Source organism: Litorimonas sp. WD9-15 (assembly GCF_050271975.1).
In the GTDB taxonomy this organism is placed as follows: Bacteria; Pseudomonadota; Alphaproteobacteria; order Caulobacterales; family Maricaulaceae; genus Litorimonas.
Genome location: NZ_CP189850.1, coordinates 538,013 through 562,479 on the forward strand (window position 1 = coordinate 538,013; position 24,467 = coordinate 562,479).

Sequence of the window (24,467 nt, forward strand, 5' to 3'; positions counted from 1 at the left end):
AAATAAAGCCCGGCTTCAATAGACTTGACTTGGCCTGCTGAAGTCCAGTTTAGGCCATGAGCGCCACATCTGATGCATCATATCCCAGAACATCCTCATCGGACAAATCTATAAGATCGAAATTTTCCAAGACCAGGACAGATCCATTAGCAAAGGTCAGAACGGTATCACTATTCTGCTGAACCGCGCCGTCTAGAGCATTCGCAATATCCGTATCGCTGAAGTCGGACAGGTCGAGCACATCCACACCGTCAGTGAAGTCCGTCACGGTCGTCGTCGCGGCGAAGCGACTGAGAACAAACGTATCAGCACCACTGCCGCCGGTCAGGTTGTCATTCGCACTGCCGCCCTCAAGGATATCATCACCGGCCTGACCGTCCAGAACATCATTTCCAGCGGCGCCGACAAGGCGATCATTTCCGCCCCCGCCCACGAGAAGGTCATTGCCCTGCTGTCCGAATAAAGTGTCCTGTCCAGACCCACCATAAAGACGATCATGTCCGGTTCCGCCAATTAGAAGATCATGACCGCCTGCACCGCCAAGAAAATCATTACCCGTGCCACCTTCGACGCGGTCATTGCCGTCGCCGCCGCGAAGAGCATCATTTCCTGACTGTCCTTTGATCAGATCATTACCGTTACCGCCAAAAATCGTATCGCGGCCAGCACCCCCCTCGATAATGTCATTATTGGCTTGGCCATCAATCAGATCATCGCCGTCTCCACCGAAGATGAAGTCATTGCCTGACCCACCCAGAATATCATCAACGCCTGCGCCGCCCTCCACGATGTCATCGCCCGATCCAGCCAAAATTCTATCATCGCCTGACTCGCCAGATATCGTATCATCGCCCGCTCCGCCAATCAGCATATCGTTACCTTCTCCGCCGAGGAGAGTGTCGTCGCCCGCCCGGCCGTTCAAGATGTCATTGCCAGCGAGGCCCGTTATCAGTTCATCAAATTCAGTGCCAAAAAGCCTATCGCGAGCTTCAGTCCCGTTCAGGGAGAGATCAGTTTCAGAAAAGTCAAAATAACGAACCCCACTTTGATTGGTCACGATGATGCTAAGGCCATCAGGGCTTAAATCAACATCGGAAATAGATGAGATATTTTCAGCAACATCTACGAAGGAAACGACCTCATAAGTTGACGTGCTGATAACAGCGATACTGCTATCCCCATTAAATGCGTCATTGACTAAGAACAAATATTCTCCATTTTTTGAAAATATAGGGTCAACACGTTCCGCATTCCCATAAATTCCTGTCAAATCCGCAACTGGGTTAAGATCGAAATCATATAAGGTAACTTCGTTATATCCCGCCACAGCAACCAGCTGCGCCGCGCCGCTAATTGCGTTTTTGTCGAAGTTAAATCCGCCGTGATTTGTTGAGGCAATGACCTCACCGGTTTCGACGGAATAAATATGGACCGGGTAGCTTGAGATATTACTCTCGGCCATGAGAAGGAATTGACCGTCCCGTGAAATATCTAACGTCGTATTCTGACGCACGCCGTTGAAGCCTGAAAATTCATCATCATCAATAACATTAACGGACAATATGTCGTCAAAGCCGGATAAATTATAAAAAGGCACCCATCCTGATCCAGGGAAATTTGTTGTCACAAATAATGAACCATCGGCTGCGGCCTGTATGTCGGTAATCTCATAACCTTGACCCGAAACTTCAAAAGAGAAGGATTCGACTGCCAGTGTTTCTGTATCAATCCGCAAGACTGTGGCTTCAAAGACATTATTTCCGACGTCCGTTAAATCCGCTTGAGCCGCAAATAAATACTGCCCGTCCTGACTAAGGGAGAGCGCACTCGTATCTACGCCAAGATCGGTCTCGGGCAGAAGGGTTCCCGTTTCAGTGGAGTATCGAATTAGTATTCCATCATCGCTTAGAGAATAAGTGATCGCGTTGGCGTCATCCACAACTGTATCAACGATCCCAGCATTCGTAACGGGAAGATTTGCATCAACAGAGTCCACAATGACCGATGATATTGTGTAATCGCCCGCGTCAAAAAATGACTCAAAAGCAGAAATATAATATGTTCCCGCCTCAGAAAAACTAATTGTTGTGTCGTCAATTGAAGGTCTGAGCAAATTTCCATTTGCGTCATAAAGAGACAAACTCACACGAGGGCTGTCGACGAAAAGCCTTAGATCTAAGTCAGTGTCCGTAATTTCTATTGCAAACCAATCTGCGTCATCTTTAAAATCAATCACACCTGTCGCACGGCCACCCGCTTCAAGGGTTCCGGTCGTGTCAGTATTAGCCCTGAAGTCGTCTTCCTGAATAGACGCCGTTACTGTGTAATCCAGAGAATAGCGGAGAGTGCTTACGTCAACAAAGAACGTTCCACTTTCTTCGGCTTCATATACCAGGACGGGCTCATCCGCTTCACGGTCTCTGTAATTAGAGGCAACAAAATTCCCGAATTCGTCACGCAAAACCAAGCTGGTCGTGACGTCTTCAGATGTGAAACGGACTTGTTCTCCCGCTGTGAGCTCAACCGCGAACCAGTCTGAATCACCGCGGAAATTAATTACGCCTGCGGAAGAGCTGCCGATCTCAAGAATACCAGCCGTGTCCGTGTCAGCTGCGAAGTCATCTTCTAAAACCGTAGCGTTGAGCGTGTAATCAATGGAGGCGTTAAAACTACTTACATCAACATAAAATGTTCCGCTCTGTTCCGCTTGCGCGATAATAACATTTTCATTGGTGACGACATCTCTGAAGTCAAATGCGACACTCTCGCCAGACTCATCCCGCAAAACTAAATTAACATCATCACTATCAGCGGCAATACGAATAAATTCACCCGCCGTAAGCTCAATCGCGAACCAATCTGAATCAGCTCGATATTCAATTGATCCGGTGGCCGTGCCTTCAGCTTCAAGAACACCCGTCGTGTCGATATTTGCTGCAAAGTCATCTTCCTGAACAGATGCGGTCAGTGTGTAATCCAAGGGCGCATCAAAACTATCAACACCGATATAATAAATGCCATTTTCTTGAACCTGCGCAATGATAACACTCTCATTCGCACCAAAATCACGATAATCAGAGGCGACGAAAATTCCGGCTTCATCTCGCAATGTTAAACTCGCATCCGTATCATTAGACGCAATTCGAATGATCTCCCCCGCCGTGAGCTCAATCGCGAACCAGTCCTCATCATTTCTGAAGTCGATTCTTCCAATAGACGTAGCCCCTACCTCAAGAACGCCCGTTGTCTCCGTGTTATTTGAGAAGTCATCCTCCTGTATTGCGGCCGAGAGCGTGTAATCCAAAGATGACTCAAAACTGTCTACGACGACATAGACTGTCTGACTCTCTTCTACTTCCACCAGGATAACAGTTTCACCATTATCAAAATCGAGATACTCAGTCGCAAAAAACTCTCCAGACAAACCGCGTAAATCTAAATCTGCTTCAAAGCCGTCGGATGTGATCCTGACAAGTTGACCCGCCGTCAGCTCAATCGCAAACCAATCGTTGTCATTTCGAAAGTTAATGGACCCCATGGCTGTGCCGCCAACTTCAAGAACACCCGTCGTGTTTTCATCATCCGAAAAATCGTCTTCGATTTCCGTAGCTGTGAGGGTATAATCTAACGGTGCACTTGAACTACTGACATCAACAAAGAACGTGCCAGCCACGTCGACTTGGGCGATGATAACATTCTCACTTGTCTCAAAATCTCTGAAATCGGAGGCCACGAAATTTCCAAATTCGTCCCGCAAAATCAAATTTGCAGAAGTATTGTCAGAGGCAATTCGGATCGTATCACCGACCGTCAAATTTATCGCAAACCAGTCCGAATCATTTCTGAAATCGACCGACCCCATGGAGGTACCGCCAATCTCTAAAGTCCCAAGCGTTTCAGTGTCACCGGAAAAATCGTCTTCAATTTTTACGGCTGTGAGCGTGTAGTCCAGAGGGGACGTAGAGCCTCTGACATCGACATAGAAAGTTCCGGTTACTTCCACCAGGGTCTCTATGACGCTCTCATTTGTATTAAAATCTCTAAAATCGAAGGCCAGAAAGTTTCCCGACCCATCTCGCAAAAACAGGTCCGTATTTGTATCATTAGATGCAATCCTAATGATGTCGCCCGCTGTCAAATCAATGGCGAACCAATCCGAGTCATTTCTAAAATCAATTGAACCAGTGGCTGTTCCGCCCAGTTCAAGAACACCGGTCGTATTCGAATCGTCCGAAAAACTATCTTCAATCACTGTAGATGTAAGTGTGTAGTCTTGAGGTGAACTGAAGCTATTCACGTTAATATAGAATGCCCCACTCTCATCGACTTGCGCTATGAGAACATTCTCATTTGTATCAAAATTTCTGAAATCAAAAGCGACACTATTTCCCGAGGCATCTAAGAGCGTCAAATTTGCATCTACGTTATTGGACGCAATACGAACGGTCTCCCCCGCTACGAGATCGATCGCAAACCAATCCTCATCATTTCTGAAGTCAATTGAACCGCTCGCCGTGCCATCAACTTCGAGAATACCCGTTGTCGTCGTATCGTCCGAAAAATCATCATCGAGGACATCTGCTGTAAGCGTATAGTTCAAGGGCGGAGAGAAGCCGTTTACATCAATGTAGAATGTTCCGCTTTCTTCGACGTCAAAGATAATGACGGCCTCATCGGTGTCAAAATCTCTAAAATTGAATCCAAAGCGATTTCCAGATTCATCCCGTAAGCTCATATTTAAATCAATGTCATTAACGGCAATACGGACGATATCCCCAACCGCCAACTCTATCGCAAACCAATCTGAGTCATCTCTATAATTGATTGTGCCTCTGGCTGTATTGCCGAGTTCAAGAACACCCGTCGTGTCCACGTTATCCGAGAAATCATCATCAATCTCGCTCGCCGTGAGTGTGTAGTTTAAAGACGACTCAAAACTACTGACATCAACATAGAAAGTCCCGCTCTCTTCGACCTGGGCAATGATAACACTTTCATTCGTCTCAAAATTCCTGAAATTAGACGCGACGGCGCCTCCAAACTCATTCCGCAGAGTTAAATTTGCATCAGTGTCATTAGAGGCAATACGAACGATATCACCCGCTGTCAGCTCAATCGCAAACCAATCTGAGTCATTTCTATAATCTATTGAGCCTGTGGCTGTGCCACTGACGTCCAAACTCCCTGTCGTGTCTGCATCATCTACAAAGTCATCCTCGATGACTGTCGCCGTGAGCGTGTAATCCAGCGGCGAGGTAAAGCTGCTGACATCAATATAGTATGTTCCTGTTTGGTCTAATTGTGCAATGATGACAGACTGATCCGTATCGAAGTCCCTGAAATCTGAGGCGATAAGGTTTCCAAGTTCATCTCTCAGCGATAGGTTTGTATCCGTTCCATTGGACGCAATCCGAATGGTTTCCCCTGCCACAAGCTCTATTGCAAACCAGTCTGGATCAAATCTATAATCTATTGAACCCGTAGCTGTCCCGCCAACCTCTAAAATACCCGTTGTATCATTATTGCCCGAAAAATCGTCTTCAATTTCTGTCGCCGTCAGTACGTAATTCACAGTCGAGTTAAAGCTCTCCACATCAACATAGAATGTTCCATTCGCGTCCACCTGTGCGATGATGACGCTCTCGTTTGTATCAAAATCTCTGTAATTAGACGCGACAAAATTACCAAATTCATCTCTTAAGGAGATAACGGTATCTATGTCATCAGAGGCGATACGAATAGTTTCGCCTGCCACCAATTCAATGGCAAACCAATCTGAGTCACCTCTATATTCGATAGATCCCGTGGCAGTCGCCCCGACTTCCAGAGTACCAGATGTTTCAGAATTACCTAAAAAATCATCCTCAATCGTTGTCGCGGTTAGAGTATAGTTTAAGGGTGAAGTGAAGCTGCGGGCGTCAACATAAAAAGTCCCACCGTCTACAACCTCCATAACAATTAAGTTTTCGTTGGTATCGAAGTCTCTAAAATCGAAGGCAATGAAGTTTCCAGATTTATCCCGCAACGACAAGTTAACGTCCGTATCGTCAACCGCAATACGAATGACATCCCCCACCGTTAATTCAATTTCAAACCAATCTGAGTCACCCTCAAAATTAATGACGCCCTCAGCCATGCCGTCAATATCAAGAGACCCCGTTGTTGTACTGTTATCTGTGAAATCGTCCTCTGCTACCATCTCCGCAAATCTGAAATTCAACGCAAGTTCAGGCACTCTCATGGGAGTGAAAAACACATTGGTATTTTCGAGATGTCGCATGAAACCATTTAGTTTGGAGTCAAAATTTTTGAAATCTATGGCTTTTAAGGGTTCACCATAAATTTCGACACTGCCAATGGCCTCATTTGCGAAATCGTCAATGCGTCTATACATAATATACTCCAAGCAGGCTTTTAAACTGCAATTCCCAAAACCTGATAGTAAGATGCTACAGTGTTCAACCATTCGGTAACCCTAGATTGGATAACAATCAAGGGAGTTGCTATGCGTGTAAGGTTTGAAAACGTCTGACGGATAAGGCGCAAATCGCTATGAGTGAATATAAATATTGACCCCTCAACCCGTCGATTGACCTCTTTCAGTTCGATATATTTCCCAAAGAGTTGAGCACAGCCTTGTAGGACTCCCTCTTCCCCCACGGCTCGCTCCACGCTAACCCCGCTATATGGAAACTTACGGCCTTCTCTCTCTCCTCCCGCCCGTCCTCGCCATTGGGCTTGCGCTTTGGACGCGGCAGGTTTTTTTGTCTTTGGCGGCGGGGCTTTGGCTGGGCTTTGTTATTTTGGCCGGTGGGAATCTTGCGACGGGGACGCTGGCCGCGATGGACGGGATTGTTACGGTTTTTGAGAGTGCGGGGAATACGCGGATCATTCTCTTCACCCTGATCGTCGGGGCGTTGATTGCGCTGATCCAACGCTCCGGCGGGGTAGCGGGATTTGTGGCGCGTTTGATGGCGAAGCTCGACCGGATGAGTGCCACGGCCGAGACTAAGGGACAGCGCAAGCTGGTCGAGTTGCTAGCGCTGGGCACGGGGTTGCTGCTATTTATTGAGAGTAATATTTCCATCCTGACGGTCGGGACGCTCTATCGTCCCGTCTTTGATAAGCTGGGCATTCCGCGTGAGAAGCTGGCCTATATTGCCGATAGTGGGTCGGCACCGTCTTCCGTGCTTCTGCCTTTTAATGCGTGGGGTGCCTATATTATCGGCCTCATCGCGGCACAGCCTTTAGCGGCCAATATGGGCACGCCGACGGATGTATTTATCCGCGCGACCCTGATGAATTTTTATCCAATGATCGTGATCCTGACCCTCGTCTTTGTCATTGTCTCCGGTAGAGATATTGGCTGGATGCGAAAAGCCGAAATCCGCGCCAAAGAGACGGGTTTGCTCAACCGCGAAGACGCGCAAATCATGATGGCGGATGCCGCGCTGGATACGGAGCCGAAAGACGGGATTTCCTTTAAGGCCAGAAATATGCTCATCCCTTTGGCGCTTATGGTCGTCCTCATGCCCGTCTTCCTCTGGATCACGGGTAACGGAAATATCGTCGAGGGATCAGGGTCAAAATCCGTGCTCTACGCGACGAGCTTTGCCGTGGTCGGGGCGATGGTGCTTTATAAACTGACGGGTGCGCTGAGAATTCGCGAGAGTTTTGAGACGGTCCTGTCCGGCATGTCGGGTATGGTGCCGCTGGCGATATTGATGGTGCTCGCCTTTGCCCTCGGCAGTCTGTGCCGCGAGCTTGGGACGGGGCTCTATGTGGCCGAGACGGCGAAGGGCTTTATCTCGCCCGCGCTCGTGCCCGCCATGATCTTTCTGATCTCCTGTTTCGTCGCTTTTTCGACGGGCACAAGTTGGGGAACCTTTGCCATCATGGTCGCGATTGCCGTCCCGCTGGCGCAGGCTATGGAGGTCGACCCGGTCCTCGCCATTGCAGCCGCGATTGGGGGCGGCGTCTTTGGCGATCATTGTAGCCCGACCTCCGACACGTCGATCATTTCGTCCATGGCCACAGCGAATGACCATATTGATCATGTCCGCACACAACTCCCCTATGCGTTGATTGGCGGTGGAATTACGACGATACTTTATTTAATTCTGGGATTTTTAAGTGCTTAATCGTTTCACACTCGCAACCGCGTTTCTCCTCACGGTGTGTACGCTTGCCTCCCCCGTTCAGACTGAGCCGGTGACGTCCGGTGGATCCTATGAAATTAACAGCGTGTTAGGTATTGAATATGCGACGGCAGAGCGGTGGGAATTGCCGACTCTTAACACCGATTGGAGCGCAGGAACAGATTTCGGCCCCGCCTGTCCGCAAGCGGGTCAAACGGTTATGGTGGAAGATTGCCTCTTCCTGAACATATTCTCACCTGACACGGACGCGACAGATCTCCCCGTGCTCGTCTGGTTTCATGGCGGCGGATTTATTGCGGGTGAGGGCGGAACGGGGCCGAAGACATTTGCGAGAGACGGCGTGGTCGTTGTGACATTTAATTACCGTCTCGGTAAACTCGGCTTTCACGACTGGGCTGGCTGGGACGAAACGGACCCGCGCAATTTCGGACAGGCCGATATGGTCGCGGCTCTGAATTGGGTGCAGGCGAATATCGCGCAATTTGGAGGTAATCCAAATGACGTCACACTGGCAGGCCACAGCGCCGGCGGGATGGGCGTGCAACTCATGATGGTTGATCCCCGGGCCGAAGGAAAATTCGCCCACGCTTGGTCCCATGCGGGATACGGGTCTTGGCCATTTCCAAAAGCCTATAACCCGACACCAGAGGAACGGCAGCGCATCCGTTACGCACCTCTGGAAACCCCGCGATCCGCCGCACAACTCGTGTCAGATATTTCGGTTTTCCACCTGCCTTTTATCGATGCACCTTTCCTGAAGGATCAGCCTGTCGATCTATTTGGGTCCGGGAAGCCCTATGTGGCGGGCGCGAATTCCTATGACGGGGCCGGCACCCTTCAAGGTGCTGGATTTACGCCCGATAGCTTTCTATCTCAAATAGACAGTCCGGCTTTGCGTAAGGTTTATGCTGCGGACTTTGCTGTGTCGAAAAGACATGCGGCGCAGCAGATCTTCGGGGACTTACGCTATCTCCTCTCCAGTGCAGAAACGGCTCAAGCCGCTAAAGGGTGGTTGTTTCATTATGACGAAATCAGGGGCGACCTGCCCGGAGCGACACATGGTCAGCAATATGACCGTCTCTTTGCGGACGCACCCTTTGCGATGAAAGAGGCAATGCTGTCATTTATAAAATCGGGCGAGCCCGGTTGGGCGACACTGGAAACCGGACATCACGCACGGTTTTCTCCAGAACTTTCAACAGCGAAGATCTCGATATTACATACACGTTTAGATCACCTCGCCAAATCATCGGACCTCTTAAAACCATGAAACGCTTTCTATTTATTAACGCAATCATCCTGTCGTCCTGCGCAAATGCGAATGCTGAGGACGTTGAAATCACGGGCATCTGGGCGAATGAACGCGGCTCTGCTGTGACATTCACAGAGGCTGATGGTTTACTCTCTGGCTATTACAACACCCAACTCGGCAATCCCGATCCGGCCGCGCGTTTCCCGCTGACCGGATTTATCGAGGGCGACCAAGTCACTTTTACCGTCAATTTCAAAGGCTATGGCAGCCTGACGAGTTGGACCGGACAGATGAGCGAAGACGCGGACGGACCCTATATCCGAACCCTTTGGCATCTCACGCGCGATGTGCCGGACGCGGAAGAAGATGACGATTTGTGGAGTTCGATTATTGCGGGGAATGCAGTATTCCGGCCCATTACTGCATTTGAACCTCAAAAAATAAAATAATATTTTTCTTATTTTCAGTAACTTACGCGCCCCTAAAAAGTCAAACCGTCATAAATTAAAAAATATTTCTTTATTTTAAAGCGGCACATATATACAACCCTAGGTATAATTAATTACAGGGGCATATTATGGCAAGTCGCAAAAAACTCGGCGGAGAGTTGATCAAGGAGCTTTCACTCACAGATGATGAGATTGGAGCGCTGGACCGCGCCCTAGATCTGGCGTCCCAAGCGGAAACTGGAAAATTAAATTTCGCACTCGACGCGGCACCAAAGGCAACAACGCTTGCCGCAGCCGCACTCGTAATTGGTGTCGCCAACCTGACATTTTCGCTCTACACAGAATATGGAAAATCTATTGCAGATCGCAAAGACATTGGTTTCCGTCTTAAAAAGCTAGCAGGGGATCTCGTCGAACTGGAAAGCGTTGAAGAAAATGGCACAGCCGTGAATGTTCTTTCAAAACTTCGTGACGAGGTCCGAGACGCAAAGCGCAGTATTAAATGAGTTGGGTCGACGGTGTTGTCGGCTCCCTCTTTGCATTCTGGTTAAGCCTTTCCGCGCTTTGGCAGATAGGGCCGATACGGGATAGAATATTGGGGGCCTCCTTCATTTGGAGATTTCGACTCCTACCCATCTATACTTTTTTTGCGCCAAATCCCGGCATCTATGACACGCGAATATTAGTCAGAGAAAAGTTTGAGGATGGAAGTCTTTCCAGCTGGTCTGAGATCCCATATATGATTGAGCGCAGTTGGTTTGATATCATCTGGAATCCAAAGAAACGTATCCAGAAGTTTTTCTTCGATTGCGTCGCCTCAATTAAAACAACCTATAATACGGTTCGAAACACAGAGGATGACACCTCGCGTGATATTCGAGACGCGACCATTAAACTCTCAGACGGATATATTGGCATGTTGAATTACATTCTACATCTTCCCCTGAAGGACGAGACTATAATCGCGCGTCAATTCATTGTGGCAGAAGCCACACAGGCCTCCGGAGAGCGTGTTGTCATTCCTGTCTGCAGATCGGATTTTCACCCCGTAAAATGACAATATTTGACACCTATATTCTCACTTGTTTGCTTTTATCTATTTCAGGGGCGGTAAAGTCGCTTGAAATGGCCGCATTAAAATATGAGCTGGCACCACGTGGTATTTTCGATTGGAATATTATTGGCCCGACTTGGATGAGAAGGTCCCCAGCTGTTGGATTATTAGCCCGAATTTATTCCCCACAAGGCATGATGGGTATAGGTCTTACCTGTACCCTATGCGGCTTTCTCTCAGTGTTGTTCATTTTGACTGACGTCGCACCTGTTTACGGAAAAATTCTAGGGACTGTCATTTTTGCCTGTATGTTTCTGCTATATTATAGACAGGATCTAGGCACGGACGGCGCGGATCAGATGTCCTTCTTCGTCTCTATCGCCGTCCTCGTTTGTTTTTGTCTAAGTTCGTCTGAGTTCATTAATCTGGTCGGAATTATTTTTATCGCAGGACAACTCTGCATTTCTTATTTTGCGTCAGGTTTTTCAAAACTCTTTTCCTCAAGCTGGCGTCAAGGCTTGGCGGCGAAAGGCGTCCTGTCCACCCACACATATGGCAACAAATTCACACAAGACTTCTTCAAACGTTATGCTGGGGCCAGTCTTTTGATTTGCTGGGCAACAATAGGGTGGGAAATTTTATTTCCATTTATTTTTTTCTTTGACGGAGGAATATTCTTTCTTGGCATTTTTGTCGGAATAGTTTTTCACCTCAGCGTCGGCCTCTTTATGGGACTGAACGCGTTCGTCTGGGCCTTTGGTGCCGCGTACCCATCTGTTATTTATATTGGAACGCAATTGCTTTAAACTTTGCTAGTCGACAAGTTCATCCCAGAAGCGTTTCGCTTTATCAAAGAAATTCCGGCTCTCCGGTGAGGCCGTGTGATCGCCGCCCTCTGCCGCAAACTCTTCCAGCAATTCGCGCTGACGCTTGGTCAGGCCGGACGGTGTTTCGACCGCGAGTTCAACATACATATCGCCGCGACGGTCCGAGCGTAAGACGCTCATCCCTTTTCCACGCAGGCGCAGGCGCTTGCCGGATTGGCTGCCTTCAGCGACTTTCACTTTCGACCTCCCACCATCAATGGTCGGGATTTCGATCTCTCCGCCTAGGGCGGCCGTGGCCATCGGCACGGGCGCACGGCAAAAGAGATTGGCGGCTTCACGTTCGAATAATTCATGCGATTTCACGCCGACGAAAATATAGAGATCACCGCGTTGACGCCCGCCGCCGCCGCCCCGTTTCGGCGCAGCATCGCCTTGCCCGGTCAGGCGAATGCGCGTGCCGTCTTCGACACCCGCGGGAATGGACACGTCGAGTTCGGTTTGCTGGCGCACCTGCCCCTGTCCGTCACATTGGATGCAAGGGTCAGACACATATTCGCCCTGCCCGCCACAAGTCGGGCAAGCGCGTTCCATGGTGAAGAGCCCCTGATTGGTGCGCACGCGGCCAATACCGTTACAAGTCGAACATGTCTCAACTTCCGCCCCGGGTTCCGCCCCGACGCCGTCACAGCGATCGCAATCCTCAGCAATCGGGACCGTGATCTCCACATCCTTGCCCGCGAAAGCCTCTTCCAGCGTAATGTCAAGTTCATAGCGGAGGTCAGAGCCACGCTGCACCGTTTCACGCTGACGACGTCCGCCGCCGCCAAACATATCGGCGAAGCCGCCGGCCCCGCTGCCGCCAAACATCTGGCTGAAAATATCATTGAAATCCTGGAAGCCGCCACCGCCTCCGCCGCCCCCTTGCGAGAACGCCGCATGACCCATCCTGTCATAGGCGGCGCGTTTCTGCTCGTCCGAGAGGATGCCATACGCCTCATTGAGTTCTTTGAACCGCGCTTCCGCGCCTTCGTCATCAGGATGACGGTCCGGATGGCATTCCATCGCCTTCTTGCGGAAGGCGGATTTCATCGTTTTCTCATCGGCGTTTTTAGGAACGCCCAGAATTTCGTAATAATCGCGTTTGGACATGTAAGTCGGTTTCCTTCGCAGACCGAGACAGGCTCGGAATAGCGTTTCCCCATAAAATTAAGAAAGCCTCTCTGATGTAAGTCAGAAAGGCTAAATATCAATCAGTGAGGTGATAAAATTTTTAGGCCATCAAAATATCAAAACTTATTGAGTCTTTGATGGCCCATAAAGATTTAGGATTTCAAGCACTGGTGTTTTTCTACATTTTTCTTGAAGGACTGTATCTGTTGATCAAGGCACATTTGCAGTTTGTGTCCGGGCGATTCAAATTCATTTACAGTCGCTCCAGTTACATCAATACAAATTTCCAATGTCTTTTTTGCATGATCCCAACTATGGCTGAGACAGATCATTTGATTTTCATTTCGAGGGTCAACCTCTACGTCTAAAACATATCGCCATTCATCATAACTAATCTCACAGTCGGTTTCAGTACAAATTTCATTGCCGGTCTCCCTCTCTAATTCTTGAGCAAAAGTAGGAAAGCATAAAAAGAGCACCGAAAAGAAAATAATAAAAGTTACTTTCATTAAATCCTCCTTCAAACCAACACCTAACTGTGGAAACTAATGGCAGTTATGATCGTCCGTACATTTTGAAAAAATTGCGCTTGGAAATCACGACATAATTCAAGTCTCAGGGGTATATTTAAGGACTCTGGACTTCCATCTTTAGTTGCCTGCATGCAATTCTCGAAAGCTTTTTTACATGATCCCAGCAATGATTTATGCAAGATCCTTGAAAAGGATTCTGTGGATCGAAACCTAACCCGCCCAAACCATCATCACCGGGGTTGTAATAGGGGTCGGATCCAAAACCTTCGCCTGGGCTATTTCCGCCAGTGCCGTAGCTTCCGGTGGGGTCACCCCGACCTGATGTTGTTCCACAATCCCACCCCCAACAGGTTGAGTTTTCGACTTCTTCGCCACCCCAGAAAATCGGTTCTTCGGGATTGTCTGATTTTTATTGACTTGAGCATAGGCCCCAAAGGCTTGAGTTAAGCAGAACAAACCGACACCAATAATAGCAATTTTTATAATACACCTACTAGTTTAAAGATTTCATGTGTATCGTGAGAATTAGTGTCAAGGGTATTTTGGATTCCAGTTCGCGTACTTTGATAATAAAAAGACCCTCCCGAGTTAAACCGGAAGGGTCGAGTCTTATTGGTCTATGATGGACAGCCGGGTTTAAGCGGCGTTCTCATCATCTTCGACATCTTCAAACTCAGCGTCGACGACATCGTCATCATCCGCTTGGTCGGCTTGTGACGCCGGACCTGCATCCTGTTCGGCCTGTGCTGTTTCATACATGGCCTGGCCCATTTTCATGAGTGCGGCGGAGAGGACCTGTGTCTTATCGACGATCAGGGCTGTGTCTTCGCCTTCCATGACGTCTTCAGTCTCTTTCAGCGCCTCTTCGATCTGGCCTTTCAGCTCATCATCGACAGCTTCGCCATGTTCAGCCAAGTCGGTCTGGGCTTTATGGACGAGGGCTTCGGCTTGGTTCTTGGCTTCGACCAATTCGCGGCGGGCTTTGTCGCCTTCCGCATTAGCTTCAGCGTCTTTGACCATCGCTTCGATGTCATCGTCAGAGAGGCCACCGGAAGCTTGGATGCGGATCTGCTGTTCCTTGCCCGTGGCGTTGTCTTTCGCCGACACATTCACAATGCCGTTGGCGTCGATATCAAATGTGACTTCGATTTGTGGCATGCCGCGCGGTGCGGGCGGAATACCGACGAGGTCGAATTGGCCTAGCAATTTATTGTCCGCGGCCATTTCGCGTTCGCCCTGGCTGACCTTAATCGTCACAGCGGCCTGATTATCCGTCGCAGTCGAATAGACCTGAGACTTCTTGGTCGGGATTGTTGTGTTCCGGTCAATCATACGTGTGAACAAGCCACCTTCGGTTTCAATACCGAGCGACAGCGGCGTCACGTCAAGGAGGAGGACGTCTTTGACATCGCCCTGCAAGACACCCGCCTGAATGGCCGCGCCCATGGCGACGACTTCATCCGGGTTCACACCTTTATGCGGTTCCTTACCGAAATAATCTGACACGGCCTTTTGCACAGCCGGCATACGGGTCATCCCGCCAACGAGCACGACGTCATCGATATCTTTGACGGTCAGTCCGGCATCCGAGACGGCCTTTTTGATCGGCGCGATTGTGCGCTTGATCAGGTCGCCGACAAGCGTTTCCAGCTTGGCGCGGGACAGCTTCATGTTCAAATGTTTCGGGCCCGTCGCATCGGCGGTGATAAAGGGCAGGTTCACTTCATAACTGGACGCAGTAGACAGTTCCTTCTTCGCCTTCTCGGCTTCTTCGCGCAGACGCTGTAATGCGAGCTTGTCGGCTTTCAGATCGATGGCGTTTTCTTTTTTGAACTCATCCGCGAAATACTCAACGATGCGCATATCGAAATCTTCACCGCCGAGGAATGTATCGCCGTTTGTGGATTTGACCTCAAACACACCGTCACCGATTTCCAGGATGGACACATCGAATGTACCACCGCCGAGATCGTAAACCGCGATGGTTTTACCGTCTTCTTTGTTCATGCCGTAAGCCAGCGCTGCCGCTGTCGGCTCGTTGATGATGCGCAGGACTTCGAGACCGGCAATCTTACCGGCATCTTTTGTGGCCTGACGCTGGGCATCGTTAAAGTAGGCTGGAACCGTGATGACGGCCTGCGAGACGGTCGCGCCGAGATAATCCTCAGCCGTTTCCTTCATCTTCGTGAGCGTCATGGCGGAGATTTCAGCCGGGGACAGTTCCTTGTCACGGCCTTGGACATAGGCATCGCCGCCCTTGCCCTTGACGATTTTATAGGGAACGAGTTTCGCGTCCTTCTTGACGGCGGCATCCGTGAACGGACGACCGATCAAACGCTTGACCGCGAAATATGTATGTTCAGGGTTTGTAACGGCCTGACGACGCGCGGGCGTTCCGATCAGGCGTTCGCCGTCCTCTGTAAAGGCGACGACGGATGGGGTCGTACGTTGCCCTTCCGCATTTTCAATAACTTTCGGCTTATCGCCGTCCATGACCGCAACACAGGAATTCGTGGTGCCGAGGTCGATACCGATCACTTTAGACATGTATCATGCTCCAAATTCTTTGGCGGACCTGCATCATGCGGCATCCGCGGATATCAATAATGAGGGCAGGACAACATACCGGTTGCACGGTCTGACCCTCGTTCTGGACCCGATATGGGGCGCAGGACCTGACTCGCAAGGGCTGGGGGAGAGATTTTTCTGCTGGCGCAAAGGATATCTGATTCTAGCTTCTTCAGAATTCAGAGTTACACAAGCCTCTGCAAATAATCTGCAAAACCCGGAACTGTAAAATCCGCATCCCCATGATCAGGACTATAAATCATACCTTTTTTGATAATGGCAGCGCGCCTAGGCCCAAGTCTATTAGAAGCCTCGCCAAGTTTTTGCGCAATATCGCCGGAACGGTAGGGCCCCTCACGACCTAATGAAGCCATTGCATGTACATATTCCCGCTCTTTCGGTGTCAGACGGTCGAGACGAACTTTGAAAAACCCTTCATCCAGTCGTCGGATGGCATTTTCACGGGCCGCTACTGCGTCTGCGATATTTATGGGGGACTCCTCTGCCACATTCCACGCATGATACCCCCATTCCTGCAGAAAGTAAGGGTAACCCATCGTGTCAGCGACGATCTGGTCCAAAGCCTCCGACGTGATCGACTCGCCTTCATCAAGTATGGGTTGCTGGACAGCTTTCCGCGACTCATGCTCCGAGAGCGGCCCAATTACATGGTAATCGAAGAGGCGTTCCGCATAAGATTTTGCATTTCCAGCCAATCCCGCAACCTGTGGCAAGCCCCCTCCAATAAATATAACGGGTAGCGTAGCTTGGCTGCATTTGTGCAAAGATGTGATAATTGCTGAAAGCTCAAGAGCGCTCAAATATTGCACTTCATCTAATAAGAGTAGAAAAACACCGCCCGCATCTTTGGCTGCAGTGCCAATTCGAACAAAAAGCTCAGAAAGGTCCAATAAAAGGTCCCCGCTATCGGCGACTCCGGGTTCTGGATCCACACTTAGACTGGCAGCTCCGACTTCAAGCTTAAAGGCAGAGGCGAAACTTCTTAATGCGCGTAGGCCCGAATAAGCGGCTTTTTTCGAGGCTTCTATGACGGAAAGTTTTCTCAGGATGGCGCGAAGAAGCGGAAAAATAAGCTTTGGCAAGTCTCCACCTTCAGGAGCCTCAATCATTGCCTCCCAAACCAGAATATCTTTCATGTCCTGCGCTTTAATCGCGGTATGATGCAGCAGAACCGTTTTACCCGTCCCCCTCAAACCCAAAAGCATGTGACTACGGGCGGGCTTCCCCAAAGCGGCGCGTCGAATAGCAACATCAATTGATGAAAGAACATCTGCGCGTCCAACAAGTTCAGGGGGCGGCGCGCCCGCACCGGGCGCAAAGGGGTTTCTCACGGGATCCATAGCTCAAATATAGAGAGTTTATGCATTTATACAAGATTCTATATATAAACACATAAACTTCATATACATCACCTCACCCAATAGCGAAAATGCCCCGTAATCGTGTGGTCAAAGAGAATGCCACTTTCTTCCGGTCCGCGACGATATTGTGGATGATGAGCGGTGTGCCGTTTCTTGAGACTTTATCTGAGACGATGCCGATATGTGGCAGGCCGCCTGAACCCGACCCGCTATCCAAGCGCCAACTGACAATATCGCCGGGTTGATAGATGGTGGGTGTCGCGCTGATGGGGATGTCATATCCCGCGCGGGTGAACCACGTCTCCAAATTCGGGACGCGACGGTGATCGATATTTTTATCGGGGCGGGTTAAACCCCAATTTGTGGGGTAAGTCGCGAAATTCTCGCGCATATCCTCATGTACGGATTTTTGCAGGTCGAAGCCGTAGGCCGCGCGGTAGGACCGGATCACGACATCCGTGCAGACCCCGATATGGGCGGGCACGTCCCCGCCGGGATAATCCAACCCGATATAGGCACCATCATATCGAACATTGGCCTTTAACCGATCCCGTGCCGCCGTGACGAGCGGCTGGGCGGCTGGGTCGACCGCTAATGTCGACATAACCGCAACACGCTCAGGTTCTGGCACCGTCACAGGCGGAACTTGCGCCTCCGTCGGGCTACAAGCCGCCAAAGCGATAATCGGGAGGAGACTTAGAAGGGTACGCATGATCCGACCCTAACGCACGTCCCCCTTCACGCATCTGAAATTTCTGTCACATCCGGCGAGAGATTTCGCGGATAGGGCTGGACTCGGGCGAAACGTCGCGCCAATGGGTTTTCCGAGGTTAGCCATTTACAAGTGAGTGTTCTATGTCCGATTCCGGGCCTACATCCCCCGCCTCCGTCAAACGGCTGAACGGTAAAGACATGCTCCGCCTATTGGGCGCGGTGCTGTTCCTCGTCATTATCTATGTTTTTGTGCAGCAGAGCTTTGGCGACCTGTCCAATGATCCCAGCTTTCTGATCTTTGCGGCCGTTGTCGGCGGCTATATGGCCATGAATATTGGCGCGAATGATGTGGCCAATAATGTCGGCCCCGCCGTCGGCTCGGGCGCGCTCGGCCTCGGCGCGGCGATTATCATTGCCTTTATCGCGGAAGCGGCAGGGGCATTGATTGCGGGGGGCGATGTGGTCTCCACGATCAAGAGCGGCATTATCGACCCCAGTTATTTCGAGGGCGAGTTGGAAGTCTTTGTCTGGGTCATGGCCTCGGCCCTGTTCGCGGCAGCCCTCTGGCTCAACCTCGCCACCTTTATCGGAGCTCCCGTCTCCACAACCCATTCCATTGTCGGCGGAGTCATGGGCGCCGGCATCGCGGCGGGTGGCTGGGCGATTGCGGATTGGTCGGAGGTCAGTCGCATCGTTGCCAGTTGGGTCATCAGCCCCGCCATGGGCGGCGGAATTGCGGCGCTAACACTCTATTTCGTCAAACGGACCGTGCTCTATCAAAATGATATTGAAGGTTCGGCCAAGAAAATTGTCCCGCTTCTCGTCGGGGTTATGGCCTGGTCTTTTTCGACCTATTTGATCCTCAAAGGCCTAAAGAAAATCATTCCATTCGAATTTCTGCCCGCACTGGGTGTCGGGTTCGTCATCGGATTAGGCGTTCTGGCGCTAACCGCCGCCCTCGTCAGACGCGCGCCAAAGGTCGAAAAAAACACGAAGAAGGGCGTCGACCATCTCTTCATGATCCCGCTCATCGTGGCGGCAACACTGCTCTCCTTTGCCCATGGCGCAAATGACGTGGCCAATGCCGTCGGTCCACTGGCGGCCATTAACACCGCGGTCCAATCCGGAGAGATCGCGTCCAAAGCCGGCATTCCGCTCTGGGTTATGCTGGTCGGTGCGGCGGGTATTGCCGTCGGTCTGGCGCTTTACGGGCCGAAGCTCATCCGCACGGTTGGCTCTGAAATCACGACCCTTAATATGACCCGTGCATTCTGTGTCGCGCTGGCTGCGGCCATTACCGTGATTATTGCCAGCCAGCTCGGCCTGCCCGTCTCCTCCACGCATATTACCATTGGTGGGATTTTCGGCATCGGCTTCCTGCGCGAAGCCTTGCAGGCGCGAGAGAAAGCCCGGGATGTGTGGGTCGCACAGACCTTTGGCGTCGCAGCAGATTTCACCGCGCGCTATGAGGCCGCCGTTTTGAATGAGCGTCGCGGCCTGATGAAGGAGTTTGCCGCCCAGACCTCCGGCCCGACGGCACGGGATTGGCGGGCAATGAAAAAGAAGCACCGCCCGCGTTTGGTCGAACGGAAACTACTTTTGAAAATTGCGGCCGCTTGGGTGCTGACCGTGCCTCTCGCCGGACTGCTCTCCGCCGCCATCTTCTTTATCATGCGGGCTTTGTTTGGCTAAGCCATCTGAATTTCCCGACGGGTTCGCCCATTATCCGCTCTATTTCTCGCCCGCAGAGCAAGAGGCGCTCATTGCAGCGGTCAAGGCGGCGACTGAAACTGCGCCGTTCTTTCAACCTAGAATGCCACGGACCGGAACACCTCTATCCGTCGTGATGAGTAACTTTGGCTCATTGGGCTGGGTCACAGATAAGGAACGGGGCTACCGTTATGAGCCGCGACATCCAGTAACGGATGTCCCTTGGCCGCCCTTACCCGATCTGCTGCAAAAGCTCTGGCAAGATGTGAGTGACTGGCCGGACCTGCCGGAAGCCTGCCTCATCAACTGGTATAAAGACGGCGCGAAAATGGGGCTGCATGTCGACCGGGACGAGTTGGCCGTCAACGCGCCCGTCGTCTCGATCAGCCTTGGCGACCCCGCCATGTTCCGCATTGGCGGCCCAAAACGCGGTGGCAAAACGCAGGGGGTCAAACTCCTCTCCGGCGATGTCGTCGTCCTCGCGAAAGAGGCCCGTCGCTGCTATCACGGGATCAGTAAAGTCGATTACGGGCAGAGCGCCCTCGTTCCGAAAGGCGGACGAATTAATCTGACGATGCGGCGGGTGAATCTATAGAGCGCGTTCATCGCTTGACCCCTTACTTCTTGACCGCCAAAGCCCTCCGCCATGACATTTGATGCCCCCACACTCCCAGACCTCATCGGCCTTCTCGGCGTGGGGTTAATCCTGCTGACTTACGGCGCGCTGACGCTGGAGCGGATTGACCCGAAGGGTTGGCGCTATTCTGCGGGGAACGGGCTTGGCGCCGTCCTCATCCTCATCTCGCTCTATTACAGCTTTAATCTTGCGAGCTTCGTGATTGAAATTGCATGGCTGGCCATTAGTAGTTTGGGCTTGTGGAAAGCTTGGCGACGGAGTCCTTAAATCAAGTTATCTGAACGCCTCGAAACGCTTTTTATCAATACAGACTTTATAACGGGCTGCATCTTTCTCCTCTTTGGCTGTCGGGTGTGATCCCGTACCAATGAAGGTATTTGTTGGATACCCAAGTTGTAAATTACAGGCGCGATGCCACTGGTCAGGCAGAAAACGTGTCACGTTTTGGTAATCAAAAATACGCTTCGCACGTGTACCGGAAATGCAAGGTTTCTCTATATCCGGCTTCAGAAATGATAGCGGCTCAACGAAATCCAAACCCTCGTCCCCGTTACCTTTATATCTGTCGGGAATTCCGCAAATTGCCCAATCTCCATCCGTCGTCTTGGAGACATCATAAAACAGATACTTGCTGTGAAACCATTGCCCATCATGTTTTTCTAGAAAAAGGAGAGGTGTTTCGACCTTTGGGAAACGTGGATTACTGTAATGGTCATAGGCGGTAAAATCGATTTCTGGTCGAGGCGACTCCGGCTCTACAACCCAGTCCAAAATTCTATACCGCGCTTCATAACGACTATCAAAATTTGGCATGACCCTTTCAACCAAATTGCCTGAACCATCTTTAATCATCATGGTTGTTTTGAGATTGCGTTCTTCGACGAATATCTTTTTTCCGATAAATGCAATCACTTGCGGGTCGGCCTCATCTGCAATATTCCGAAAAGGGGCGTCCTGCGCAAAACTATCTGCGCTAACGCATAGGCCAGCAACAAGGACGAGGGTTGGTATGATGCGCATAAAGACCTTATAGCAGGTCCGAACAGTTTTGGAAATTCCCGCATGACCCCTACCCTCTTTAGCCCCCTTAAACTGCCCAATGGCACCGTTATTCAGAACCGTCTCGCAAAGGCGGCAATGGAGGAGAATATGGCGGAGGGCGGACAGGTGCCCGGCGACGCCCTGATTAATCTTTACACAGCTTGGGCCAACGAGGCAGCCGATGCCGGACCGGGTATCATCCTGTCCGGCAATGTGATGGTGGACCCGACGGCCATGACGGGACCGGGGGGCGTCGTGCTGGAGCAAGGCACATTGGACAATCCCGACACGCGCCATCGGTTCCAGCATTGGGCGAGAGCCGGACAGGCCGGAGGGTCGAAATTCGTGATGCAAATCTCCCACCCCGGGCGGCAGGTCTTTGCCGCCATGGGCACGCAGGCGGTTTCGGCATCAGATACGAAAGTGACGCTATCAGGCATGGCGGACAAAATGTTCGCGCCTGCGCGCGCCCTGACGATTGACGAAATTCGCGGCCTTATACGCCGCTTTGCGGAAACTGCTTTTGCCGCGCAGGCGGCGGGGTTTGACGGCGTGCAGGTTCACGGCGCGCATGGCTATCTGGTTGCGCAATTCCTCTCGCCGCTCACCAATCTGCGCGAGGATGAATTTGGCGGATCGCTGGAGAACCGCGCGCGGTTCCTGTTGGAGATCATCCGCGCCATACGGGACCGCGTTGATCCGGAATTTATTGTCGGCGTGAAACTCAACAGTGCGGATTTCCAAAAAGGAGGTTTTGATATTGCAGATTCCGAGCAAGTCGTCGCCTGGTTAAATGAGGAAGCCGTGGATTTCGTCGAGATTTCCGGCGGTAGCTATGAGAGTTCTGCCATGATGGGCCAATCCGAGGATGGTCGCGTTGAGAGCTCCACAGAAAAACGCGAGCTTTATTTCTTCGACTTTGCCAAGCGCATTTCCGAGACCGCGAAAATGCCGCTCATGGTGACGGGCGGCGTGACGAAGCACGAAACGGCGGAAACGGCACTGGCCGAGGCCGGTGTCGATATGGTCGGGATTGGGCGCGCTTTTGCGTTTAATCCGCAACTCGTCGCGGATTGGCAGGACGGGGAACGTACCGAGATCACGATCAATACGGCGACGTGGAAGGATAAAGGCCTCGCCGCCCTTGCGACCATGGCGATGACCAAGCAACAGCTTTATCGCCTCGGTGACGGAAAACCCACAAAGCCTAAGCAAAACGCCCTGCTCGCCACGATTGGGCAACAGATCAGAACGTCCCGTCTGACCAAACGCTACAAGGCGTGGTTAGAGGCGCGCGGATAAATGACGTTCAGACTGGAAACCGACCGTCTGATCCTCTCCTCTTGGGACGCGGATGACGGTCCACTTCTGGTTCGCCTCTATGGTGACCCGCTGGCGAACCGCGATTTTGGACGCACCTTGAGTAAGGCGGAAGCGTTGACGTCTTTTGAAAGATATCGGCAAGCTTATCGCGAGGATGATTTCACGCGGTGGAAAGTGACGGATAAGACCGGAACATTTTTGGGCGCTGTCGGATGTATCCGCGTCAAAGACCATCAATGTCTCGGCACACACGTCGAAATTGGCTGGCGGCTCTTGCCCGAAGCTTGGGGTAAAGGTTATGCGACGGAAGCGGCACTGGCTGCGCAATATGACATTCAAAAGCGCTGCCGCATTTCAGATATTATAACCTATACAGCGCCTGATAATCTGACGTCACAAGCCGTCATGAATCGTCTAAATTATCTGCGCGCACCTGAAAGAGACTTCACCGCACATTATGACTCTATAGGTGAGTGGCACGGCCTTGTTTGGACCGTGCCGAATATTGCGGTCTAAAACTTCGTCCCGCCCTTCATCTGCTTGCCGCGATAAATCAGCAGGAAGAGTGAAGCGAGCCAAACGCCGCAGGCCATGTAGAAAAGCAATGACCCTTCAGCGAGGATTTCAGTTCCAGCCTCATTCCATTCTGTGGGAGTCTCTATGCCCAGAGGCGTGAAGAGATGAAAGACGATTGCGCCGCTCATGATTCCCATCGCCATCAACGCGCCGAGAAACTGACTGCGGGCCGCATTGCGAGGTGATTTTTTTAGCGTGAAGATTGCGGGTAAAACGAGGACGAGCAAACTGGCCAATGCTTCTCCAATCCCGATCAACCACGGCCCTGCCGGATAGAATAATCCAATGCCCGACCAGTCTTTCAAGGTCGTAAAAATATGTTCCGGCGTCGGATGACCTGTGAATTTAAACCTCAAACTATCAAGAAAAATGATTGAGATATAAATCGCGGCGGCCCAGCTGAGCCATTTGACGAATGTGCGCATAGTGTCTCTCCCTTATCTGCGACAAACTGGCCCAGCCTACGAGGTCTGTCAAATAATTCGGAACATTTTCCTGCGATCTCCCGTTAATCTTACAACTGAAACAAAAAGAAGGAGAGTCAGATGGCCGATTTGAAAGAATTTAAAGAGAACCCGCAAAAGCAATTGCTGGAGCAAATTAAAGAGGCTCGTTGCGTCATGCTTGGCTCCCCAAATCCATCGGAACATATGCAGCCCATGTCACCGCAACTGGATGATGACATCATCGAAAATTATCCGGGAAATATTTATTTCTATTCAGACAACACGTCGGATTTGGGTAAAGCCGTCCTCGCAGATAATGGTCCGGTTATGCTGACCTATATGACGAAGGATTATCAAGCCTGCGTGCGGGGTCGGTTATATCCAATCACAAATATGCAATTAATCGAGCGCTTCTGGAACCCCATCGTCGCCAGTTGGTATCCGGGTGGAAAAACAGATCCAAAAATGATGATGTTGCGGTTTGAAATGGAAGATGCTGCCCTTTGGGCAAGTACGGATAGTACGCTAAAGTTTCTCTATGAGACAACGAAAGCAAATATCACAGACACGCTACCTGATATTGGTGATCGGACCCACATCAAATCAGCCTAATGTGAAGTTCAGCT

19 protein-coding genes and 1 pseudogene are annotated in these 24,467 nt (G+C 50.9%); 12 read left to right on the forward strand and 8 right to left on the reverse strand.

What is annotated here, in order from left to right:
- Positions 1 to 49: 49 nt before the first annotated feature.
- Positions 50 to 6,394 carry a calcium-binding protein gene (locus ACP9M6_RS02595; RefSeq protein ID WP_427453173.1) on the reverse strand — a complete coding sequence of 2,115 codons (6,345 nt, stop codon included), beginning with the start codon at positions 6,392 to 6,394 and terminating at the stop codon, positions 50 to 52.
- A gap of 292 nt (positions 6,395 to 6,686) precedes the next feature.
- Between ACP9M6_RS02595 and ACP9M6_RS02600 the strand changes: the two genes are divergently transcribed.
- The 6 genes from ACP9M6_RS02600 (at position 6,687) to ACP9M6_RS02625 (ending at position 11,720) form a co-directional block, all read left to right on the forward strand.
- Positions 6,687 to 8,141 carry a Na+/H+ antiporter NhaC family protein gene (locus ACP9M6_RS02600; RefSeq protein WP_427453175.1) on the forward strand — a complete coding sequence of 485 codons (1,455 nt, stop codon included), beginning with the start codon at positions 6,687 to 6,689 and terminating at the stop codon, positions 8,139 to 8,141.
- A complete protein-coding gene (locus ACP9M6_RS02605) occupies positions 8,134 to 9,429 on the forward strand; it encodes a carboxylesterase family protein (RefSeq protein ID WP_427453176.1) in 1,296 nt (431 codons plus the stop codon). Before ACP9M6_RS02600 ends, ACP9M6_RS02605 begins: the two co-directional genes overlap by 8 nt.
- Positions 9,426 to 9,860 (forward strand): avidin/streptavidin family protein, encoded by a 435-nt coding sequence (locus ACP9M6_RS02610; RefSeq protein WP_427453178.1) that lies wholly within the window; start codon positions 9,426 to 9,428, stop codon positions 9,858 to 9,860. The genes ACP9M6_RS02605 and ACP9M6_RS02610 overlap by 4 nt, the downstream gene beginning before the upstream one ends.
- A gap of 128 nt (positions 9,861 to 9,988) precedes the next feature.
- Positions 9,989 to 10,366: a hypothetical protein gene (locus ACP9M6_RS02615; protein ID WP_427453180.1), complete on the forward strand. Its 378-nt coding sequence runs from the start codon at positions 9,989 to 9,991 to the stop codon at positions 10,364 to 10,366.
- Positions 10,363 to 10,917 (forward strand): hypothetical protein, encoded by a 555-nt coding sequence (locus tag ACP9M6_RS02620; RefSeq protein ID WP_427453182.1) that lies wholly within the window; start codon positions 10,363 to 10,365, stop codon positions 10,915 to 10,917. Before ACP9M6_RS02615 ends, ACP9M6_RS02620 begins: the two co-directional genes overlap by 4 nt.
- A 68-nt stretch (positions 10,918 to 10,985) precedes the next feature.
- A complete protein-coding gene (locus tag ACP9M6_RS02625; RefSeq protein WP_427453183.1) occupies positions 10,986 to 11,720 on the forward strand; it encodes a hypothetical protein in 735 nt (244 codons plus the stop codon).
- A 6-nt stretch (positions 11,721 to 11,726) separates the two neighbouring features.
- Here ACP9M6_RS02625 and dnaJ read toward each other — a convergent pair whose 3' ends face one another.
- The 5 genes and pseudogenes from dnaJ to ACP9M6_RS02650 all read right to left on the reverse strand — a co-directional run bounded on the left by dnaJ (position 11,727) and on the right by ACP9M6_RS02650 (position 18,106).
- Positions 11,727 to 12,890 carry a molecular chaperone DnaJ gene (gene dnaJ / locus ACP9M6_RS02630; RefSeq protein WP_427453185.1) on the reverse strand — a complete coding sequence of 388 codons (1,164 nt, stop codon included), beginning with the start codon at positions 12,888 to 12,890 and terminating at the stop codon, positions 11,727 to 11,729.
- A 173-nt stretch (positions 12,891 to 13,063) separates the two neighbouring features.
- Positions 13,064 to 13,420 carry a hypothetical protein gene (locus ACP9M6_RS02635; RefSeq protein WP_427453187.1) on the reverse strand — a complete coding sequence of 119 codons (357 nt, stop codon included), beginning with the start codon at positions 13,418 to 13,420 and terminating at the stop codon, positions 13,064 to 13,066.
- Positions 13,421 to 14,080: 660 nt separating this feature from the next.
- Entirely contained in the window at positions 14,081 to 15,991 is a 1,911-nt protein-coding gene (gene dnaK, locus ACP9M6_RS02640; RefSeq protein WP_427453188.1) for a molecular chaperone DnaK, read from the reverse strand.
- A 206-nt stretch (positions 15,992 to 16,197) separates the two neighbouring features.
- Positions 16,198 to 17,373: an AAA family ATPase gene (locus ACP9M6_RS02645; RefSeq protein WP_427453189.1), complete on the reverse strand. Its 1,176-nt coding sequence runs from the start codon at positions 17,371 to 17,373 to the stop codon at positions 16,198 to 16,200.
- Between the two features lie 68 nt (positions 17,374 to 17,441).
- Positions 17,442 to 18,106 (reverse strand): annotated as a pseudogene (locus ACP9M6_RS02650) (DUF1287 domain-containing protein).
- Between the two features lie 143 nt (positions 18,107 to 18,249).
- Here ACP9M6_RS02650 and ACP9M6_RS02655 point away from each other — a divergent pair.
- From ACP9M6_RS02655 to ACP9M6_RS02665, 3 genes are read left to right on the forward strand one after another with little or no spacing between them, the layout of a single operon-like run.
- Positions 18,250 to 19,800, forward strand: a complete 1,551-nt coding sequence (locus ACP9M6_RS02655) for an inorganic phosphate transporter (protein WP_427453191.1) — start codon at positions 18,250 to 18,252, stop codon at positions 19,798 to 19,800.
- Positions 19,793 to 20,413, forward strand: coding sequence for an alpha-ketoglutarate-dependent dioxygenase AlkB family protein (locus tag ACP9M6_RS02660; protein ID WP_427453192.1), 621 nt, complete (start codon positions 19,793 to 19,795; stop codon positions 20,411 to 20,413). The genes ACP9M6_RS02655 and ACP9M6_RS02660 overlap by 8 nt, the downstream gene beginning before the upstream one ends.
- 51 nt (positions 20,414 to 20,464) lie before the next feature.
- On the forward strand, positions 20,465 to 20,722 hold the full coding sequence (locus tag ACP9M6_RS02665) for a CBU_0592 family membrane protein (RefSeq protein ID WP_427453194.1): 258 nt from the start codon (positions 20,465 to 20,467) through the stop codon (positions 20,720 to 20,722).
- Between the two features lie 6 nt (positions 20,723 to 20,728).
- On the opposite strand, the gene ACP9M6_RS02670 is transcribed toward ACP9M6_RS02665, so the two are convergent.
- A complete protein-coding gene (locus tag ACP9M6_RS02670) occupies positions 20,729 to 21,367 on the reverse strand; it encodes a hypothetical protein (protein ID WP_427453196.1) in 639 nt (212 codons plus the stop codon).
- A 150-nt stretch (positions 21,368 to 21,517) separates the two neighbouring features.
- Between ACP9M6_RS02670 and ACP9M6_RS02675 the strand changes: the two genes are divergently transcribed.
- Positions 21,518 to 22,798 carry an NADH:flavin oxidoreductase/NADH oxidase family protein gene (locus tag ACP9M6_RS02675; protein WP_427453198.1) on the forward strand — a complete coding sequence of 427 codons (1,281 nt, stop codon included), beginning with the start codon at positions 21,518 to 21,520 and terminating at the stop codon, positions 22,796 to 22,798.
- Positions 22,799 to 23,335: a GNAT family N-acetyltransferase gene (locus tag ACP9M6_RS02680; RefSeq protein WP_427453200.1), complete on the forward strand. Its 537-nt coding sequence runs from the start codon at positions 22,799 to 22,801 to the stop codon at positions 23,333 to 23,335.
- On the opposite strand, the gene ACP9M6_RS02685 is transcribed toward ACP9M6_RS02680, so the two are convergent.
- Positions 23,332 to 23,820 carry a hypothetical protein gene (locus ACP9M6_RS02685; RefSeq protein WP_427453202.1) on the reverse strand — a complete coding sequence of 163 codons (489 nt, stop codon included), beginning with the start codon at positions 23,818 to 23,820 and terminating at the stop codon, positions 23,332 to 23,334. The genes ACP9M6_RS02680 and ACP9M6_RS02685 overlap by 4 nt on opposite strands.
- A gap of 120 nt (positions 23,821 to 23,940) precedes the next feature.
- Here ACP9M6_RS02685 and ACP9M6_RS02690 point away from each other — a divergent pair, with 120 nt between their 5' ends.
- The gene (locus ACP9M6_RS02690; protein WP_427453204.1) at positions 23,941 to 24,453 is read left to right on the forward strand and encodes a pyridoxamine 5'-phosphate oxidase family protein; all 513 of its coding nucleotides are present in this window, start codon (positions 23,941 to 23,943) and stop codon (positions 24,451 to 24,453) included.
- The last annotated feature ends 14 nt before the right edge of the window (positions 24,454 to 24,467 follow it).

Excerpts from the sequence above, each read along its gene's own strand:
- ACP9M6_RS02595 (WP_427453173.1), bottom strand. The coding sequence starts at position 6,394 with ATGTATAGACGCATTGACGATTTCGCAAATGAGGCCATTGGCAGTGTC.
- ACP9M6_RS02600 (WP_427453175.1), top strand. The coding sequence starts at position 6,687 with ATGGAAACTTACGGCCTTCTCTCTCTCCTCCCGCCCGTCCTCGCCATT.
- ACP9M6_RS02610 (WP_427453178.1), top strand. The coding sequence starts at position 9,426 with ATGAAACGCTTTCTATTTATTAACGCAATCATCCTGTCGTCCTGCGCA.
- ACP9M6_RS02615 (WP_427453180.1), top strand. The coding sequence starts at position 9,989 with ATGGCAAGTCGCAAAAAACTCGGCGGAGAGTTGATCAAGGAGCTTTCA.
- ACP9M6_RS02620 (WP_427453182.1), top strand. The coding sequence starts at position 10,363 with ATGAGTTGGGTCGACGGTGTTGTCGGCTCCCTCTTTGCATTCTGGTTA.
- ACP9M6_RS02625 (WP_427453183.1), top strand. The coding sequence starts at position 10,986 with ATGGCCGCATTAAAATATGAGCTGGCACCACGTGGTATTTTCGATTGG.
- dnaJ (WP_427453185.1), bottom strand. The coding sequence starts at position 12,890 with ATGTCCAAACGCGATTATTACGAAATTCTGGGCGTTCCTAAAAACGCC.
- ACP9M6_RS02635 (WP_427453187.1), bottom strand. The coding sequence starts at position 13,420 with ATGAAAGTAACTTTTATTATTTTCTTTTCGGTGCTCTTTTTATGCTTT.
- dnaK (WP_427453188.1), bottom strand. The coding sequence starts at position 15,991 with ATGTCTAAAGTGATCGGTATCGACCTCGGCACCACGAATTCCTGTGTT.
- ACP9M6_RS02645 (WP_427453189.1), bottom strand. The coding sequence starts at position 17,373 with ATGGATCCCGTGAGAAACCCCTTTGCGCCCGGTGCGGGCGCGCCGCCC.
- ACP9M6_RS02655 (WP_427453191.1), top strand. The coding sequence starts at position 18,250 with ATGTCCGATTCCGGGCCTACATCCCCCGCCTCCGTCAAACGGCTGAAC.
- ACP9M6_RS02665 (WP_427453194.1), top strand. The coding sequence starts at position 20,465 with ATGACATTTGATGCCCCCACACTCCCAGACCTCATCGGCCTTCTCGGC.
- ACP9M6_RS02675 (WP_427453198.1), top strand. The coding sequence starts at position 21,518 with ATGACCCCTACCCTCTTTAGCCCCCTTAAACTGCCCAATGGCACCGTT.
- ACP9M6_RS02680 (WP_427453200.1), top strand. The coding sequence starts at position 22,799 with ATGACGTTCAGACTGGAAACCGACCGTCTGATCCTCTCCTCTTGGGAC.
- ACP9M6_RS02685 (WP_427453202.1), bottom strand. The coding sequence starts at position 23,820 with ATGCGCACATTCGTCAAATGGCTCAGCTGGGCCGCCGCGATTTATATC.
- ACP9M6_RS02690 (WP_427453204.1), top strand. The coding sequence starts at position 23,941 with ATGGCCGATTTGAAAGAATTTAAAGAGAACCCGCAAAAGCAATTGCTG.